General features: G+C 45.3%; 19 protein-coding genes. 13 read left to right on the forward strand and 6 right to left on the reverse strand.

Going from position 1 to position 17,320, the window contains the following annotated elements:
• Positions 1-12 precede the first annotated feature (12 nt).
• From egtD to ACP26N_RS08975, 4 genes are all read right to left on the reverse strand, one after another.
• The gene (gene egtD, locus ACP26N_RS08960) at positions 13-975 is read right to left on the reverse strand and encodes an L-histidine N(alpha)-methyltransferase (RefSeq protein ID WP_131503670.1); all 963 of its coding nucleotides are present in this window, start codon (positions 973-975) and stop codon (positions 13-15) included.
• Positions 976-2,247: an ergothioneine biosynthesis protein EgtB gene (egtB, locus tag ACP26N_RS08965; RefSeq protein WP_251138721.1), complete on the reverse strand. Its 1,272-nt coding sequence runs from the start codon at positions 2,245-2,247 to the stop codon at positions 976-978.
• Positions 2,248-2,383: 136 nt separating this feature from the next.
• Positions 2,384-3,367: a GMP reductase gene (guaC, locus tag ACP26N_RS08970; RefSeq protein ID WP_131503668.1), complete on the reverse strand. Its 984-nt coding sequence runs from the start codon at positions 3,365-3,367 to the stop codon at positions 2,384-2,386.
• Between the two features lie 261 nt (positions 3,368-3,628).
• Positions 3,629-4,171, reverse strand: a complete 543-nt coding sequence (locus ACP26N_RS08975; RefSeq protein ID WP_131503667.1) for a GNAT family N-acetyltransferase — start codon at positions 4,169-4,171, stop codon at positions 3,629-3,631.
• 158 nt (positions 4,172-4,329) lie between these two features.
• Here ACP26N_RS08975 and ACP26N_RS08980 point away from each other — a divergent pair, with 158 nt between their 5' ends.
• The 9 genes from ACP26N_RS08980 (at position 4,330) to ACP26N_RS09020 (ending at position 10,388) form a co-directional block, all read left to right on the forward strand.
• Entirely contained in the window at positions 4,330-4,590 is a 261-nt protein-coding gene (locus ACP26N_RS08980) for a hypothetical protein (RefSeq protein ID WP_251138720.1), read from the forward strand.
• A 286-nt stretch (positions 4,591-4,876) separates the two neighbouring features.
• Positions 4,877-5,077 carry a cold-shock protein gene (locus ACP26N_RS08985; protein WP_012370557.1) on the forward strand — a complete coding sequence of 67 codons (201 nt, stop codon included), beginning with the start codon at positions 4,877-4,879 and terminating at the stop codon, positions 5,075-5,077.
• A gap of 202 nt (positions 5,078-5,279) precedes the next feature.
• Positions 5,280-5,480 carry a cold-shock protein gene (locus tag ACP26N_RS08990; RefSeq protein WP_012370557.1) on the forward strand — a complete coding sequence of 67 codons (201 nt, stop codon included), beginning with the start codon at positions 5,280-5,282 and terminating at the stop codon, positions 5,478-5,480.
• A gap of 202 nt (positions 5,481-5,682) precedes the next feature.
• Entirely contained in the window at positions 5,683-5,883 is a 201-nt protein-coding gene (locus ACP26N_RS08995; protein WP_012370557.1) for a cold-shock protein, read from the forward strand.
• A gap of 202 nt (positions 5,884-6,085) precedes the next feature.
• Complete coding sequence (locus tag ACP26N_RS09000; protein ID WP_012370557.1) at positions 6,086-6,286, forward strand: cold-shock protein; 201 nt, start codon at positions 6,086-6,088, stop codon at positions 6,284-6,286.
• An 89-nt stretch (positions 6,287-6,375) separates the two neighbouring features.
• Entirely contained in the window at positions 6,376-6,762 is a 387-nt protein-coding gene (locus ACP26N_RS09005; protein ID WP_165871610.1) for a nuclear transport factor 2 family protein, read from the forward strand.
• Positions 6,763-6,950: 188 nt separating this feature from the next.
• Positions 6,951-8,015 carry a 3-phosphoserine/phosphohydroxythreonine transaminase gene (gene serC / locus ACP26N_RS09010; RefSeq protein ID WP_131972589.1) on the forward strand — a complete coding sequence of 355 codons (1,065 nt, stop codon included), beginning with the start codon at positions 6,951-6,953 and terminating at the stop codon, positions 8,013-8,015.
• Entirely contained in the window at positions 8,016-9,173 is a 1,158-nt protein-coding gene (locus ACP26N_RS09015) for a phosphoglycerate dehydrogenase (protein ID WP_426353593.1), read from the forward strand. It abuts the gene before it with no gap.
• 12 nt (positions 9,174-9,185) lie between these two features.
• On the forward strand, positions 9,186-10,388 hold the full coding sequence (locus ACP26N_RS09020) for a DUF1015 family protein (RefSeq protein ID WP_131503663.1): 1,203 nt from the start codon (positions 9,186-9,188) through the stop codon (positions 10,386-10,388).
• A 70-nt stretch (positions 10,389-10,458) separates the two neighbouring features.
• Here ACP26N_RS09020 and ACP26N_RS09025 read toward each other — a convergent pair whose 3' ends face one another.
• The gene (locus ACP26N_RS09025; protein ID WP_426353594.1) at positions 10,459-12,243 is read right to left on the reverse strand and encodes a glycoside hydrolase family 13 protein; all 1,785 of its coding nucleotides are present in this window, start codon (positions 12,241-12,243) and stop codon (positions 10,459-10,461) included.
• 202 nt (positions 12,244-12,445) lie between these two features.
• On the opposite strand from ACP26N_RS09025, the gene ACP26N_RS09030 reads away from it, so the two are divergent.
• Together ACP26N_RS09030 and ACP26N_RS09035 are read left to right on the forward strand one after the other, a co-directional pair.
• Complete coding sequence (locus ACP26N_RS09030; RefSeq protein WP_131503661.1) at positions 12,446-13,159, forward strand: YebC/PmpR family DNA-binding transcriptional regulator; 714 nt, start codon at positions 12,446-12,448, stop codon at positions 13,157-13,159.
• 361 nt (positions 13,160-13,520) lie between these two features.
• On the forward strand, positions 13,521-13,814 hold the full coding sequence (locus ACP26N_RS09035; protein ID WP_131972585.1) for a hypothetical protein: 294 nt from the start codon (positions 13,521-13,523) through the stop codon (positions 13,812-13,814).
• A 41-nt stretch (positions 13,815-13,855) separates the two neighbouring features.
• On the opposite strand, the gene ACP26N_RS09040 is transcribed toward ACP26N_RS09035, so the two are convergent.
• On the reverse strand, positions 13,856-14,128 hold the full coding sequence (locus tag ACP26N_RS09040) for a hypothetical protein (RefSeq protein WP_426353595.1): 273 nt from the start codon (positions 14,126-14,128) through the stop codon (positions 13,856-13,858).
• Between the two features lie 349 nt (positions 14,129-14,477).
• Here ACP26N_RS09040 and ACP26N_RS09045 point away from each other — a divergent pair, with 349 nt between their 5' ends.
• Complete coding sequence (locus ACP26N_RS09045) at positions 14,478-16,883, forward strand: Na+/H+ antiporter subunit A (RefSeq protein ID WP_131972584.1); 2,406 nt, start codon at positions 14,478-14,480, stop codon at positions 16,881-16,883.
• Positions 16,880-17,320 carry a Na(+)/H(+) antiporter subunit B gene (locus tag ACP26N_RS09050; protein ID WP_034769866.1) on the forward strand — a complete coding sequence of 147 codons (441 nt, stop codon included), beginning with the start codon at positions 16,880-16,882 and terminating at the stop codon, positions 17,318-17,320. The genes ACP26N_RS09045 and ACP26N_RS09050 overlap by 4 nt, the downstream gene beginning before the upstream one ends.

Consider the following 17,320-nt stretch of genomic DNA (forward strand, 5'->3'; position numbering starts at 1 on the left):
TTATCGTTTCAATCAGATCCGCGTCTTTTCCAAGTAGTGTACGCTGAAATGGTGCTTTGCATCCGTAAAACATCTAATTGGAGTAAATCCGTTTTGTTTGGCTAACCATTGAAATTCTTCCTGACTGTACTTATAGGAATTTTCCGTATGAATCGTTTCCCCCTCTTTAAACGGAAAGCGCTGATCGGCAATCGTGACGATTTGATCGATCCGGCTTTTCAGATGCATTTCAACCCGCCCCTGCTGTTCGTTATAAAAGGCGATATGTTCAAACAAATCTACATCAAACGTCCCTCCAAGTGTTTCATTGATATGCCGCAAGATATTTAAGTTAAACTGTGCCGTAACGCCAGCTCGATCATTGTAAGCCGCATGGAGCAGATTAGTTTCTTTTTTTGTATCAATTCCGATTAAGAAACCGTCTCCCTTCTCCAGCAATTGACTCGATTGTTGTAAAAAGTCTGCTGCTTCCTGCGGATTAAAGTTTCCGATTGTCGAACCGGGAAAGAAAATCACCTTTTTTTGTTTATCTTCAATCGGTAAATGCAAAGGGGCAGAATAGTCACCACAAACCGCTTTAATCCGGAGTCCCGGATAATCTTGAGATAATTGATGCGCGGATTGGATTAGAAAATCTTTCGAAATATCGATTGGCATATATTGTTCCAATTGATGGAGGGAACTGAGTAAACTTTTGATTTTACGACTGCTTCCGCTTCCATACTCAATTAGTGTGTGGACCGGTCCAATACAATCTGCAATGGCCGTTTGGTGTTCGGATAGAATATCGATTTCCGTCCGCGTCAAATAATATTCCGGTTGCTGTGTAATCCGTTCGAATAATTCCGATCCGGTTTGATCATAAAAGTATTTTGCTTGCAACACCTTTTGAGGTTGCGCTAAACCGTGTAATACTTCTTGGAGCATGTTCTGCTGATCCGTGTACATATCAAAACTTTCGACTTGTTGCCGCATTTAGAGGTCACCCGCCAATCGGAAGCCACTGAACTGCCAACGTTTAGCAGGTGGGAAGAAATTCCGGTACGTCGCACGGATATGATTACCCGGAGTCACACAGGCACCGCCGCGAAGAACCATCTGGTTACACATGAACTTGGCATTGTACTCCCCGAGTGCTCCTTCAAGCGGTCGACTTTTCGGATACGGAGCATATGCACTTGCCGTCCATTCCCAGACATCACCGAACATGCCGTTCACCGACTGATTCGCGTCTTGAACCGGAACGGGATGATAGGAACCTTGTTCCATGAAGTTCCCCTGTTGATCAACTTGCCGCCCGACGTATTCCCATTCGGCTTCAGTTGGTAGACGTTTCCCGCACCACCGGCTGTAGGCATCGGCTTCATAAAAACTCACATGACAAACCGGTTCATCCAACTGCAAAGGTTCAACACCGTTCAATGTGAAGATGGACCAGTCACCCTGTTGATCTTTCATCCAGTAGAGAGGTGCTTTCCACTGTTGTTGCGTCACGACTTGGAAGCCGTCCGACAGCCAATGTTCAGCTTGCTCATACCCGCCCGCCTCAATGAATGCCATGAACTCACGGTTGGTGACGGGGCGTGTTGCGAGTTCAAATGGTTCTAACCACGCTTTATGAACCGGACTTTCATTGTCAAAGGCAAATCCCACACCCTCATGACCGATTTCAACGAGTCCCCCTTCAAATCGCGTAAACGTAAGCGGCGGCGACTGAGCTGTTCCACGCCGCTCGACTTGTCGGGTCTGATACGCCGGCAATAACGGATTAGTAAAGAAGTTGTATTTTACATCCATCAAGATTAACTCCTGATGTTGCTGTTCATGCTGCAGTCCCATTTCGACCAATTGCTCGATGACCTGTTGAAGGGCCGTCTCTCGTTCTTGTCGCAACAATGTCAAGACTGCCTGATCGACATGTTCACGATAAGCAATGACGTCCTTGACGGTCGGACGTGACAACACCCCTCGCTGATGGCGCGGTTGATACGGACCGATCGAATTGTAGTAGGAATTAAATAAATAGTTGTATACCGGATCAAAAACATGATACGTATCGTCATACTCTTGAAGGATCATCCGTTCAAAAAACCATGTCGTATGGGCAATATGCCATTTCGGCGGGCTGACATCCGTACTTGCCTGAATTACAAAATCCTCTTGTTCCAACGGTTCAATCAAGGTTAATGTCTGATTCCGGACCGTATTGAACTTGTCTGCTAAGTAAGTCGTAATCTCTTGACTCAATTCATCCACTTCCTTCAAATAAAATATTCTGAAAATATGCACCATTATCTTTACCCGTTTTCCTTTTAAGTAAGCGTTTACAATCAACTGCAAAAAAATCGGAGTGAGACCCCATGCTGGTCCCACTCCGACTTGTTTAATACACTTTATCGCCGTTAAAAATCGAATTTTTGACAACGACATAATCAACCGTTCGAATCGCCTGCAGTTTATTGCCGCCTGCATAGGAAATCGCCGATTGCAAATCTTGTTCCATCTCAATCAGGGTGTCGGACAAACTTCCTTTAAATTCAACGAACATCTTTTTACCCTCGACATTCTTCTTTTCACCTTTTTGAAATTCCGAAGCGGATCCGAAGTATTCCTTCACCTGTAAACCGTCGACTTCTTGCATTTCACCAGGAGACTCTTCGTGTCCGGCAAACAATGAACCGATCATGACCATCGTCGCCCCGAAACGGACGGATTTAGCAATGTCTCCGTGTGTCCGGATGCCACCATCTGCAATGATTGGTTTACTGGCAGCCTTGGCACACCATCTCAATGCTGCCAACTGCCATCCGCCCGTACCGAATCCCGTTTTGATTTTCGTGATACAAACCTTCCCTGGTCCGATCCCGACTTTTGTTGCATCTGCGCCGGCATGTTCCAGTTCGCGAACAGCTTCCGGTGTCCCGACGTTACCTGCGATGACAAAGCTGTCCGGTAACACGTGTTTGATATGTTGGATCATCCGGATGACCGCTTCTGAATGTCCATGCGCGATATCAATCGTGATATATTCCGGCGTCAATTCTTCGTGTGCCAATGTCTCGATGAACGCATATTCTTCCGTTTTCACACCGACACTGATGGAAGCAATCAATCCCCGTTCCTGCATCGTGCGAACAAAGTTCAGTCGCGTTTCCGGCTCAAACCGGTGCATGATATAAAAATAGCCGTTTTCAGCTAAAAAAGTTGCGATTTTTTCATCGATGATCGTCTGCATATTAGCTGGCACGACAGGCAATTTAAAGCGTCGTCCTCCGAATTCGACCGTCGTATCACATTCCGAACGACTTCCGACGATTGATTTAGCTGGAATCAATTGAATATCTTCGTAATCAAATACTACATCCATCACTAACACCTCAAATAACGAATATTTTTTATGAATAACACTTTAACGTTCGTACTATAATACTGTAACGAACAATTAATGGTTTGTCAAAAACATTTCGTCAAAAAACATACTTTTAGAAAAATAAAAGCACTTAATGTTCGGATTTAAGGTTATTTCACTCTGTCGATTGACCATTTCAGTGATTTATCATTAAAAAAGATAGATTCCGTTTCTTCTATAGCCCAGTCATCAGGACGACGTCACTTTGATATGGATCTGTTAACCGGGTGCAAACTCTTCTTTTAACAGCGCGAACAAAATAAAATCTTCCCATGCACCGTTGATGTACAAGCTTTTTTTCGCAAGCCCTTCTCTTCTGAATCCCACTTTTTCTAACACACGGATGGAACCGATGTTTTCCGGCATCACTTCCGCCCGTAGACGGTGAAACTGATGGGTCTCAAATAAAAGTTTAGCCGCCTGTCGAACAGCTTCCGCCATAATTCCTTTTCCATTGTGTTCCCGGTCCAATTGATATCCGATCATACATGTCTCTGCCGGAAACCGTTCGACAAAAGCTGCAGAAACTTCACCGATTAATTGATTGTTTTCCGTTAAAAAGATTCCATAGGCATATGATCGATCCGCCAAACTGTTTTCAAGCATCTGTTCGATTCGTTCCAGTTGCTTCGGCAATGTATAACTATCCGGTTTCGGTTTTACAGGCATCCAGTATTCAAAATGTAATTGATTCCGGAGGCTTAACCGGAGTAGCTGTTCTGCATCAGACAGTTGATATGGTCGAAGAAAAATGGTTCCCATGATTAATTTCCTCCTTAAAAAAATAGTATGAATTCATAATTCTTTAACTTTAGAGAGTTAAAGCGTTTGATAATTCTTTTTTCGGGAAAATTATAAAATATCTGAATAAGTAACAAAGTGTTTACAAACGTGTTGTAAACAATTAAAAGGAGGAGAGCATGCGTATAAATACAGATACAGAGTTATTTAAACAAATCGAATTAAAAAATAAGCACGCTCTCGAAGCGTTATACGATCGGTACGAAAAGTCCTTATACTTACTTCTCACACGTATGTTGAATGACGAAAAAAGAGTTCAACTTACGTTAAGACAAATTTTTCAGGATGTCTGGACAAGCCCGAACCAACATTCTACTATTCACGGCTATTTGATTACTGCTGTAAAACAAGCCCGATCCCAGCGCGAACCGATCCATTAATCCTTTCGCGATTTTGTTCCTCTTATATGAAGAAGAACATTTTATAGATATTCGAACTGCATGCATACATTCCTTCAAGGAATAACCTTTCTTCAAGTGAGTTTGATATTTTTAGGGGAGATTGCCACTTTTTTTGTTTATTACTTCCTTTTTTCATTTTTTCATGGTATATTATAAACAATTATTGTTGTTCGGTGGAGATACAAAGTTTACACTTTCGACTCGATGAAATTGATCACAGTAGTAATAATCAGTGTGACTTAGTCATACGCAGGAGGCAACACACATGGAACAAGGTAAAGTAAAATGGTTTAACGCAGAAAAAGGTTTTGGCTTCATCGAACGTGAAAGCGGCGACGACGTTTTCGTTCACTTCTCTGCTATCCAAACTGATGGTTTCAAATCACTTGACGAAGGTCAAGAAGTTTCGTTTGAAGTTGAAGAAGGCCAACGCGGACCGCAAGCAACTAACGTTACTAAACTTTAATTTTCCTGAGAGGATCCGCAACTGCGGATCCTCTTTTTTAATTCTTTTCCGCCTACCCCTATCTTTTTCAATCCGGACGTGCTATATTATTAAGTAATTATTGTTGTTCGGTGGAGATATGAAGGTTACACTTTTGACTCGATGAAATTGATCACGGTAGTAATAATCAGTATGGCTCAGTCATACGCAGGAGGCAACACACATGGAACAAGGTAAAGTAAAATGGTTTAACGCAGAAAAAGGTTTTGGCTTCATCGAACGTGAAAGCGGCGACGACGTTTTCGTTCACTTCTCAGCTATTCAAACAGACGGTTTCAAATCACTTGACGAAGGTCAAGAAGTTTCGTTTGAAGTTGAAGAAGGCCAACGCGGACCGCAAGCAACTAACGTTACTAAACTTTAATTTTCCTGAGAGGATCCGCAACTGCGGATCCTCTTTTTTAATTCTTTTCCGCCTACCCCTATCTTTTTCAATCCGGACGTGCTATATTATTAAGTAATTATTGTTGTTCGGTGGAGATATGAAGGTTACACTTTCGACTCGATGAAATTGATCACGGTAGTAATAATCAGTATGGCTCAGTCATACGCAGGAGGCAACACACATGGAACAAGGTAAAGTAAAATGGTTTAACGCAGAAAAAGGTTTTGGCTTCATCGAACGTGAAAGCGGCGACGACGTTTTCGTTCACTTCTCAGCTATTCAAACAGACGGTTTCAAATCACTTGACGAAGGTCAAGAAGTTTCGTTTGAAGTTGAAGAAGGCCAACGCGGACCGCAAGCAACTAACGTTACTAAACTTTAATTTTCCTGAGAGGATCCGCAACTGCGGATCCTCTTTTTTAATTCTTTTCCGCCTACCCCTATCTTTTTCAATCCGACCGTGGTATATTATTAAGTAATTATTGTTGTTCGGTGGAGATATGAAGGTTACACTTTTGACTCGATGAAATTGATCACGGTAGTAATAATCAGTATGGCTCAGCCATACGCAGGAGGCAACACACATGGAACAAGGTAAAGTAAAATGGTTTAACGCAGAAAAAGGTTTTGGCTTCATCGAACGTGAAAGCGGCGACGACGTTTTCGTTCACTTCTCAGCTATTCAAACAGACGGTTTCAAATCACTTGACGAAGGTCAAGAAGTTTCGTTTGAAGTTGAAGAAGGCCAACGCGGACCACAAGCAACTAACGTTACTAAACTTTAATTTTCCAAGACTCTGCTGTTGCAGGGTCTTTTTTTGTTTTATCTTTTTTGAAATCTCATCATTCAGGTAAGAACGAAAGGATGATTCTCATGGAAACTTCAGCTAAACATGAACAGCTTCAACTCCTCTTGACAAACCGTCATGATTATTTGATGCAAGGTAACCGAAAAGAGATGCATCAATTGTTATCACCTGATTTTTCTTTTGTTGACGGACAAGGCCGGCAGTTCGATGCCGAGACGTATCTCGATCATTATGTCGATCCGGATCAAATTCAGTGGAGCGATCAACTCAGTGAGTCGATTATCGTCGAAGTTTTCGAGACGACGGCCCTGGTACAGGAAATCGTGGAAGATCATTTCTCATACGGTCGCAGCATGTATGTCGGTCGCTTCCGAAGTGTTTCGCTTTATCACTGGACGAGCGAAGGCTGGAAGTGGCACTTTCATCAACTTACGCCACTTGATCCGTCCTGAATTCCATACTTTCTTCAGATACATCGATCGGATCAGTCTCTCTTTAGGAGAACTGGTCTTTTTCTGTCGAACGCTCCCCCTGTTCCAAAAAATTCAAATTCCCTTTGAAATGAAGTTTGATTAACTGTTTTCATTCCGTTACACTTTAGTTGTGAATATTTTCTGAAAATTACTGGAGGCGGAATGAGATGACGGTTTTTAATTTTTCAGCTGGTCCGGCAGTACTACCGGTACCGGTTTTACTTAAGGCTCAATCTGAGCTTCTGAATTACCAAGGTTCTGGACAATCCGTTTTGGAATTAAGTCATCGTTCTACCTTGTTTGAAAACATCCTTCAGGATACAGAGGCTTTACTTCGGGAACTCTTGCAGATTCCGGATCATTACCATGTCTTGTTTTTACAAGGCGGAGCAACGCTTCAATTTTCCATGTTACCACTGAACTTGGCGACGAATCAGCAACGTGTCGACTTCATCGATACAGGCAGCTGGTCACAAAAAGCGATGCAGGATGCCGCGGCTTTTGTAAAGACAGGTATCGTTGCTTCATCTAATGCGGACAACTACCGTTCGATTCCGGCCGGTCCCATTTATTCTGACGCGGATTATCTGCATCTCACATGGAACAATACGCTTGAAGGAACGACTTTTACCGACGCTCCACAGGTCGATGTTCCGTTAGTGGCTGATTTCTCCTCCTCCATTTTATCGGAACCGATTGATGTCAGTCAGTTTGATGTGATTTATGCGGGGGCTCAAAAAAATCTCGGGTCAGCCGGAATGACGCTCGTCATCATAAAAGATGAGCTTTTACAACGTACACCGGACCGTTTAGGTTCCTATTTACGGTACGATACACATGCCGCCCATCATTCTTTATACAATACACCGCCCACATACAGCATCTATTTGACGAAACTGGTCCTCGAATGGATTAAGGATCAGGGTTTCGATACGGTCGTCGAGCGTAATCACAAGCAATCCGCCTCCCTTTACGCGTACTTGGACCAATCTGTCCTATTTTCAAATCACGTTGCCCTGCCGGACCGGAGCCGGATGAACATTCCTTTCACTACCGGTCAAACGGATTTAGATAAACAATTTCTGCAATTTGCAGAACGTCATCACCTCGTCAATTTAAAAGGACATCGTTCCGTCGGAGGAATGCGCGCAAGTCTCTATAACGCGATGCCGACTGCAGGCGTCGATGCCCTTATTGCCATCTTAAAACGATTCGAACAGGGGGAACGTTAAATGCATCATGTACAACTTTGGAATGACGTGTCGGAAAAAGGATTAAAACGCTTCACCGATCAATACGTCGTCAAACAAGACATCGAAACAGCGGATGCCTTTCTTGTTCGCAGTAAAGATTTACACGGCATGAAGTTTCCAACTTCCTTGAAAGCGGTCGCCCGTGCCGGCGTCGGTGTCAATAACATCCCACTTGATCAACTGGCGAATCGGGGGATTCCCGTCTTTTCGACACCTGGTGCGAATGCCAATGCCGTCAAAGAGCTTGTCATTGCCAGCCTGTTCTTGACGGCCCGAAAATTAATCCCGAGTATCTTATGGACAAATAACCTGCGTGGACCGGATATCCCGGAACGGATCGAAGCGAACAAAAAACAATTTGCCGGTACGGAATTACTCGGGAAACGGATCGGCATCGTCGGACTTGGTGCCATCGGAGCGAGTTTAGCGAATACACTCCACGAACTCGGCATGACGGTTTCCGGCTATGATCCCCATATGTCTGTCGAATCAGCGTGGCGTGTCTCGAATCAAGTCCACCGTGTCACCAATCTCGAAGAATTGCTGGCGACAAGTGATTACATCACGTTGCACCTCCCTTTGATTGATGCGACCCAACACTTGCTTGATGAACGGTTACTCGGAAAAATCAAACAAGGCGCAACCTTACTTAATTTTTCCCGAGGTGAATTAATCGATGAACAGGCTTTAGCAACAGTCTTGAAATCAGGCCGCCTGGCCAACTATGTCACTGATTTTCCAAATGCTTTCATTCTTTCTCTTCCTCGTGTCATCCCGTTGCCGCACATCGGCGCGTCGACGGCCGAAGCAGAAGAAAATTGTGCCATCATGGCCGTCGATCAATTGAAGCTGTTCCTTGAGACCGGCAACATCCGGAACTCGGTCAACTTCCCGTCTGTTGAGTTACCGTATTCCGGTAAACGACGCATCACGATCGCGCACCAAAACATCCCGAACATGGTTGGTCAAATCGCTTCCGTCCTTGCGACCGAACAAATCAACATCGCCAACATGATCAACGGCAGTAAAGGCGGCATTGCCTATACGATCATCGACATCGATAATCATCTGGATGAAATCATCTCATTACAACAATTAAATACCATTCCCGGTGTGTTAAAAACAAGATTACTTTAAGGAGCGATGATTATGCCTACTTTTGAACCTTTTCATGCCTTGCGACCTAACCCCAAATATGCAGAATCGTTTTCTTCCCTCCCGTATGATGTCTTCAATCGGGCGGAGGGACGGGTGGAAGTCCGCCGACGTCCGTTGTCCTTTTTACGAATCGACAAGGCAGAAGTGACGTTACCGGACTTGATTGACGACCATGACCCACGCGTGTATCAACAAGCGGCCCTTCATTTCAAGGAAGCGATTGAACGGGGCATTCTCACAACAGATGATGTCGAGAGTTATTATCTCTATCGCCTGACAGACGGTGAGCATACGCAGACCGGTTTTGTCGGTTGTGTCTCTGTCACGGATTACGACCAAGGCATCATCCGGAAACACGAATTCACACGGCCTGATAAAGAACGGGACCGCGTCCGGCACGTTCAGTCGCTTGCTGCTCATACCGGTCCGATTTTGCTTGCCCATCATCCGGATGACGAACTAAATCGAGTCGTCAAGGAACAGACCAAACAATCCCCACTCTATCAATTTACAGCGGAAGACGGGATTGAGCATACGATCTATAAAGTCACGGACCGTGATGCCATGATGACGATCGGTAGTCAGTTTGCCCGTCATGATCACCTGTATATCGCTGACGGACACCACCGGGCGGAAGCAGCCGCACAAGTGGCACGGTTGAATCCTCACGAGGATGCCGGACTGTTTCTCGCCGTCTCTTTCTCAAGTGATCAATTGAACATCCAAGGTTACCATCGCGTTGTCGAAGATTTGTACGGTCAGTCCGTCGATGACTTGCTGGAAAGAATCAGTAGCCGGTTCACTATTACCAAGGGACGCGCGACAGAAACAAAAAAACACAGGTTTGAAATGTATCTCAAACAGACTTGGTACACACTCGATTATGAAAAAAACCGTCCTTCTGTCAAAGAGGATCTCGATGTCGCCATCCTTCAAGATGAATTGTTGACACCCTTTCTCGGAATCGAAGATCCTCGGACGGATGCACGGATTCAGTTCGTCGGTGGTGTGAAAGGTTATACCGGGCTTGAGCAACTCGTCGACCAAGGTACGATGGCCGTCGCGTTCCATCTCCATCCAACAAGCTTAACTGAGCTGATGGCAGTTGCTGATGCGGGCGAAGTCATGCCTCCGAAGTCGACCTGGTTCGAACCTAAATTGAGAAGTGGTCTGCTGATTCATCCGTTTTTCTGAGTCTTTCCAAGCATATAAAAAACATCTGTTCAGAAAAGACTATTTTCTGAACAGATGTTTTTTTGTTCGGTTATTCTTGTTTTATTTGGAGAATTTTCCCGGACACCCCGCCTACAGTGACCGATTCTGTATAACGTTGGCCGTCCATCAAATCAACGGTTGGATCTGTCAAATCAAAATGGACGTCCTCTGAACCATTGTTAAACAAAATCAAATAAGTCGCTTCATCAGACTGGCGACGAATCAGAAAGCTTGCCGACGCATCATTCAGTTGCTCGAATTGATAGCCGCTGGCATTGGCGAGACCCGGATGCTGCTTCCGTAAATCAATCAACCGCGTAATATACGCCAAGAGGTCCGCATCTTGTTCGGCCGGATCCCAGACCATACACTTCCGGTTATCCGGATCCTGGCCACCCGTCAAACCAATTTCATCGCCATAATAGATGACCGGACTTCCCGTGAACGTCAACAGCGACAACATCAACAGCTTCATCCGCTCGAGGTTCCCGTCTGCCCGCGTCAAGGCACGAGGTGTATCATGGGAATCAACGAGATTGAACATCACTTCGTTGACATTCATCGTGTTGCTGTTTAAGTTCCTTACGACGGCATGACTGAATGCAGAGGCCGTACTTTCGTTCGTCGCAAAAAAGGTTAAAAAGGCTTCCGTCAATCCATAATTCATGACAGCATCAAACTGATCACCGAGCAACCACCCTTGCGAATCCGTCCAACATTCCCCGACGATATACGCTTCGGGATTAGCAGCCCGTACTTCCCGCCGGAACTCGCGCCAAAAAGCATGGTCCACTTCACTCGCGACATCCAGTCGCCAGCCATCAACCCCGAACTCTTCCACCCAGTAACGACCCACCTTTAATAGATAATCTTTCACATCCGGATGGGCCGTATTGAGTTTCGGCATATTGCTTTCAAAAGCAAATACTTCATAGTTGGGTACCGGTGTTGATTGGACCGGGAACGAATCAATCATAAACCAGTTCGCATACTGCGATTCTTTCCCATGAGATAAAACGTCTTGGAAGGCCGGATGCTCAACGCTGACATGATTAAAGACTGCATCCAGCAAAATCCGGATTCCATTTTGATGAAGCAGTCGAACCATTTCCCGAAAAGTTTCTTCTGTCCCGAAACTCGAATCCAGACGTAAATAATCGAGAGTGTCGTATTTATGGTTGGACGGTGCGACAAAGACCGGGCAAAAATAAATGCCGGTAATACCAAGTGCTTTTAAGTAATCGATATGATCAATCACCCCTTGAAAATCGCCTCCGAAATGATTATCAAAGGCTGGTGCTTCCGTTCCCCATGGCGTTGTACCCGGCCGATCATTCGTTACATCCCCATTTGCGAACCGATCCGGAAAAATTTGATACCAGACCGTATCTTTCACCCATGCCGGAGCGTCAAATACATCTACCGCATTCATATATGGAACGGCAAAATAGTAGCCCGGGTGATCAAGCGGTACCTCATCGTACCACCCGCGTTCGGTGTAAACGGCGGATTCACCGCCTACATGAACTCTGAAACCGTAACGGATCCGCTTTTTTTTCGGCTGAATCGCGATAAACCAAAAATCGTGTGTCGCATCCGATCCCGCGAACGTCATCTCTGCCGTCGCCGTTTTCCAAAACTTCTCTTTATCCGGGTCAAAGTTCCAATCCCGATCTTCTTCTTTTTCCGCATCCCATTCATAAGGATCCCCATAAATCAATTCGACACGATTCACGTCTCCCTTTGCCGACATCAGGCGGATATGTACCGTATCTCGATCGTATGTATAGACATACGGAGACAGGGCCCGGTGAAACACAGCTGCTTTATTCATAGTCCCTCTCCTCTCACACGCTAGATTTCATCTTCTGTTACTTCCCGATTTCAGACTGGTTGTAAACGTTAATCATGAAAAAACACGTATTTCGCTATCTTTTCAGTTTAGCAATCAACAACTTATGCGGTATACTGATGAGGCAGAAGGAACCAATAAGTTCCTAATTAAATCGAAGTCATGTGAAAGCGAGTGGATTCTGATGGGTCGTAAATGGAATAACATTAAAGAAAAAAAGGCGTCGAAAGACAAAAATACAAGTCGCGTCTATGCAAAGTTTGGTCGGGAGATTTATGTTGCCGCTAAACAAGGGGAGCCGGATCCTGAATCAAACCAGGCGTTAAAAGTGGTTCTCGAGCGTGCGAAGACATATAGTGTCCCCCGCGCTATCGTCGATCGTGCCATCGAAAAAGCAAAAGGCGGCGCAGAAGAAAACTTTGACGTGTTACGTTACGAAGGATTTGGACCAAGCGGCTCAATGGTCATTGTCGAAACATTGACGAACAACGTTAACCGGACAGCTTCAGATGTTCGGGCCGCTTTCGGTAAAAACGGCGGAAACATGGGTGTCAGTGGATCGGTCGCTTACATGTTTGATGCGACAGCCATCTTTGCTTTTGAAGGCAAATCAGCTGATGATGTCCTAGAATTGATGATGGAAGCGGATATCGATGTGCGTGACATCCTGGAGGAAGAAGAGTCCGTCATCATCTACGCGGAGCCAGAACAATTCCATGCGGTTCAAGAAACGCTGAAAGAAGCGGGAATCACAGACTTCTCAGTTGCCGAACTGGTCATGCTCGCCCAAAACGAAGTGACGTTATCTGACGAAGACGTCCAACAGTTCGAAAAAATGATTGATGCGCTGGAAGACTTGGAAGACGTCCAGCAAGTCTATCACAACGTCGAACTTTAACTATCGACTCATTAACAAATCGGTTTAATACCGGTTTTCAGACACAAAAAGGAGTTGGACTTACATCCAACTCCTTTTTGTGTCTTCCATTTTCAGCTGCATCTGACACGTTTTAAGACCTCTATTTAGAAAAGAACAGGTCTCCTCCACTACTACTCAGCTGACGCCCATCGTTTACGATAGTCACGCGCTGTCGTGATTTATCATAAAGTATGAAACGCGTTTCATAGCAAATAAAACTTAAAAAAATAAAGATTCATTTAAAAGGTTTAATTTTTCTACATACTGGGAAAATACATAATCGATACTGATTGGTGATTGCTCGTTAGGTCACATAGTTTTCACATAAGGAGGAAATAGCATGTCATATTCATTGATTGAAACTTTTAAACGAATCGTAAGCGAAGCTAACCGCTTCAACCGAGTTGATTTCGGCGGTTACGATATTTATATGCAAGCGAGTGACGGTCGGACGATTACAGCTAAAATCCGTTTTGACGGTGGTGGTCAAGATCAAAACGAAGCGTACCTGTCACTTGAATCCAGTACCGGTCATAGTCGGATGACGACTCTAACGTTACATCAATTTGAGCATCTCTCTTCCTATGCTGCGCACAGCGAACGAATTCAAGCACTTGTTTCGACAAGCGCTTAATTCTTTACATGACAACACGCTCTCAGACGAGAGCGTGTTTTTTACTGGTTATCTTCTTTTTCTAGACGTTCCAGTTCGGCATGCGTTTGCGGAAAACCATTGGCTTGCCAATCCGCCCGGTGAATCGAATCGAGTTGTGTCAGTCCGACTTCTGTTTCATCCCTTTTGGCATCAATGCTCGGTTGACGATCGAGTGCAGCTGGATTGCTGAATCCTTCTGACGAATCCCCCGCTTGCTTATAACGCTTGATGACTAACGCAGATAGGGCTGCGATTCCTCCAATGACCAAACCTTGTTTAAATGACTTTTTCATGACGGCACCTCTGTTCGCTAAATTTTTAGACTTAGTTGGTTTTCCCTGAAAAAGACGATTGTAATCAAATTACCCTCGTCTTTTAAATTTTTTTCGGACTTTTTTCTCATTTTTCTGCCGTGTTCCTACATATTTAATAATTTACTCAAAAACCGCTTTCCTGCACTACATCAGGAAGGTTCGTGTCATGCAGAGAGCCGAAATCTACGTTATACTTTTAACAGATGCTTCATGAGAATCGAATGATTGGATAAAAAGGACTCGTCACAAGCACGACTGCTCGCTTGCGTACTACGTCCTTCTTTCATTTTTTTCGATGAAATGAACGAAATGAAAAGGGGGGAATCATGTGTCATTGCTTCATTTCGCAATTTTATTGCCGCTAGTCGTCAGTCTCTTCATTCCATTGCTGTATAAAAAAATTCGATCGGTGCACACCGGCTGGTTCGTTTTGCTCGTTCCGCTGATATTGGTCGCCTATTTCAGTCAATTCCTCAGCCAGACGATGGCCGGGAAAACAGTCGTTGCGACGATGAAATGGATTCCTTCGCTCGACATCAACTTTACTGCTTACGTTGACGGCCTGGGTCTGCTGTTTGCGTTGTTGATTACCGGAATCGGTTCGCTCGTCGTCCTGTATTCCATCTATTATCTCGATGCCAAAAAAGAAGCTCTTCATAATTTTTATGTTTACCTACTTCTTTTCATGACGGCGATGCTCGGAATCGTCTTATCTGACAATATGATCGTCATGTATCTATTTTGGGAATTGACATCAATTTCGTCCTTCCTCTTGATCGGTTATTGGTACGAGCGGGAACGCTCCCGTTACGGTGCACAAAAGTCGATGCTCATTACTGTATTCGGTGGTTTGTCGATGCTTGGCGGAATCTCCTTACTGTCGCTGCTGTCCGGTTCATTCAGTATCCGGGAATCGCTGGCGACGGTCAGCACTTATTCAGATGATCCACTCTTCACCGTATCGCTTGTTCTGTTTTTACTGGCAGCTTTTACAAAATCGGCTCAGTTCCCGTTTCATATCTGGTTACCGGATGCAATGGAAGCGCCGACCCCGGTCAGTGCTTACCTCCACTCGGCCACGATGGTCAAGGCCGGTCTGTATCTCGTCGCCCGTATGAGTCCCATCTTTGCTGAAACACCACTCTGGTTTTATCTGGTCTCGTCTGTCGGAATGTTCACACTCTTCTGGGGGTCGCTCAACGCCGTCAAACAGGTCGATTTAAAAGCGATTTTAGCGTATTCGACGATTTCCCAACTCGGTCTGATCATGTCATTGCTCGGACTCGGAGCAGCTGCATTGCAGGTCGAAATCTTACCGGACAGCCTCTATACGGTTGCGACCGTTGCTGCCGTCTTTCATTTGATTAACCATGCCACATTTAAAGGAAGTCTCTTCATGATGGCGGGGATTGTTGATCACGAGACCGGCACACGGGATATCCGAAAACTCGGCGGCTTATCGCAACTGATGCCGGTGACGTTTACGATCGCGACCATCGGAGCGTTGTCGATGGCGGGTGTCCCGCCCTTCAACGGTTTCTTGAGTAAGGAAATGTTTTTAACCGGTGTGCTCGAAGTATCAGAGTCCGGATTGTTCCATCTCGATACATTTGGACTCTTGTTCCCATTCGTTGCGGTCATCGGCAGCATCTTTACGTTTGTCTACAGTATCTTAATTGTCTACCGGACGTTCCTCGGTCCAAGACAACTCGACAAGTTGCCGAAAAAACCGCATGAAGCACCGATCGGCATGCTGATTCCGCCGCTCGTTCTCGTTTCATTGGTTATCTTAATCGGCTTGTTCCCGAACCTGTTGTCGAACACGTTGATCCGCCCGGCCGCTGAAGCGATTTTACCGAAAGTGATCGCAAATGGCGGGACGATTCCAGTCGAGATCAAACTCTGGCACGGATTTAACCTGGAACTGTTCTTAACCGTCCTGATTATCTCAGTCGGTACGTTTTTATTCCTGACTTTACCGAAATGGCGCTCGTTGTATCACCGGATGCCGAAACAGGTCTCACTCAACCATCAATATGACGCATTATTGCGTCGAGGTGAACGGACATCGACCGCTATCCATGATACGGTCATGACCGGCTACATGCGGTCTTACTTGGTCTACATTTTCGGTTTTATCGTCGTTTTGGTTTTATCGAGTCTGTATTTCCTTGATGCCTTCCGGTTTGATGTGAATCCGCTCAGTACGGTTCACACTTATGAAGTCGTCTTAGTCCTCGTCCTCGTTGGCAGCGCCTTGTCGATTACGTTTGCCCGGTCCCGTTTGACATCGATTATTCTGCTTGGTGTCGTCGGTTATACGGTCGCTCTGTTCTTCGTCTTATTCCGGGCACCGGACCTGGCTTTAACGCAACTCGTCATCGAAACGGTGTCCGTCGCCCTGTTCCTGCTTGTGTTTTATCATATGCCGGAAATCAGCCGGAAAGAGGAACGGATTAAGTTTAAACTCGGCAATGCCGCCATCTCGGCACTCGTCGGATTAAGCGTCACGTTGGTCGCACTGGCTTCACTCAGCCAACGCTCATTCGCTTCGATTGCCCAGTATTACATCGACAACGTGGCGGACTTAGCCGCTGGCGGTAATATGGTCAACGTCATCCTCGTCGACTTCCGTGGTTTTGATACGTTGTTTGAAATCAGTGTATTAGCAATTGCCGGTCTTGGTATCTACGCGATGATTAATTTCCGGAAGACAGGAGGAATCGATAAATGAAAAATCCGATCAAAAAACATACGAACGACGTCATCTTGGAATCTGCGACGACGTTCATCACGTTCATCATCTTTTTGTTTGCCGTCTACCTGTTTTTCGCCGGTCATTACACACCGGGCGGCGGCTTCGTCGGCGGTCTTGTAACGGCTTCCGCACTCGTCTTGATCTTGCTTGCCTTTGATATCAAGACGCTTCGGCAAATCCTGCCCGTCGATTATAAACAGATGACAGCCATCGGGATGTTGATTTCCGTCCTGACAGCGTCAGGTGCCCTGTTGTTCAACAAACCATTTTTCACACATGCCCACGACTATTTTAATTTGCCGCTGTTCGGAAAAACGTCCTTACATACGGCGATGCTGTTCGACTTAGGCGTGTATCTTGTCGTCGTCGGTGTGACGATGACGATTATTCAAACGATTGGGGAGAGTGATTAA

It is taken from the genome of Exiguobacterium sp. R-39 (assembly GCF_049942815.1).
Classification (GTDB): Bacteria; Bacillota; Bacilli; order Exiguobacteriales; family Exiguobacteriaceae; genus Exiguobacterium_A.

What these genes read in the sequence shown, in the direction of transcription:
- egtD (WP_131503670.1), bottom strand. Translation starts at nt 975, where the DNA reads ATGCGGCAACAAGTCGAAAGTTTTGATATGTACACGGATCAGCAGAAC.
- guaC (WP_131503668.1), bottom strand. Translation starts at nt 3,367, where the DNA reads ATGGATGTAGTATTTGATTACGAAGATATTCAATTGATTCCAGCTAAA.
- ACP26N_RS08975 (WP_131503667.1), bottom strand. Translation starts at nt 4,171, where the DNA reads ATGGGAACCATTTTTCTTCGACCATATCAACTGTCTGATGCAGAACAG.
- ACP26N_RS08980 (WP_251138720.1), top strand. Translation starts at nt 4,330, where the DNA reads ATGCGTATAAATACAGATACAGAGTTATTTAAACAAATCGAATTAAAA.
- ACP26N_RS08985 (WP_012370557.1), top strand. Translation starts at nt 4,877, where the DNA reads ATGGAACAAGGTAAAGTAAAATGGTTTAACGCAGAAAAAGGTTTTGGC.
- ACP26N_RS08990 (WP_012370557.1), top strand. Translation starts at nt 5,280, where the DNA reads ATGGAACAAGGTAAAGTAAAATGGTTTAACGCAGAAAAAGGTTTTGGC.
- ACP26N_RS08995 (WP_012370557.1), top strand. Translation starts at nt 5,683, where the DNA reads ATGGAACAAGGTAAAGTAAAATGGTTTAACGCAGAAAAAGGTTTTGGC.
- ACP26N_RS09000 (WP_012370557.1), top strand. Translation starts at nt 6,086, where the DNA reads ATGGAACAAGGTAAAGTAAAATGGTTTAACGCAGAAAAAGGTTTTGGC.
- ACP26N_RS09005 (WP_165871610.1), top strand. Translation starts at nt 6,376, where the DNA reads ATGGAAACTTCAGCTAAACATGAACAGCTTCAACTCCTCTTGACAAAC.
- serC (WP_131972589.1), top strand. Translation starts at nt 6,951, where the DNA reads ATGACGGTTTTTAATTTTTCAGCTGGTCCGGCAGTACTACCGGTACCG.
- ACP26N_RS09015 (WP_426353593.1), top strand. Translation starts at nt 8,016, where the DNA reads ATGCATCATGTACAACTTTGGAATGACGTGTCGGAAAAAGGATTAAAA.
- ACP26N_RS09020 (WP_131503663.1), top strand. Translation starts at nt 9,186, where the DNA reads ATGCCTACTTTTGAACCTTTTCATGCCTTGCGACCTAACCCCAAATAT.
- ACP26N_RS09025 (WP_426353594.1), bottom strand. Translation starts at nt 12,243, where the DNA reads ATGAATAAAGCAGCTGTGTTTCACCGGGCCCTGTCTCCGTATGTCTAT.
- ACP26N_RS09030 (WP_131503661.1), top strand. Translation starts at nt 12,446, where the DNA reads ATGGGTCGTAAATGGAATAACATTAAAGAAAAAAAGGCGTCGAAAGAC.
- ACP26N_RS09035 (WP_131972585.1), top strand. Translation starts at nt 13,521, where the DNA reads ATGTCATATTCATTGATTGAAACTTTTAAACGAATCGTAAGCGAAGCT.
- ACP26N_RS09040 (WP_426353595.1), bottom strand. Translation starts at nt 14,128, where the DNA reads ATGAAAAAGTCATTTAAACAAGGTTTGGTCATTGGAGGAATCGCAGCC.
- ACP26N_RS09050 (WP_034769866.1), top strand. Translation starts at nt 16,880, where the DNA reads ATGAAAAATCCGATCAAAAAACATACGAACGACGTCATCTTGGAATCT.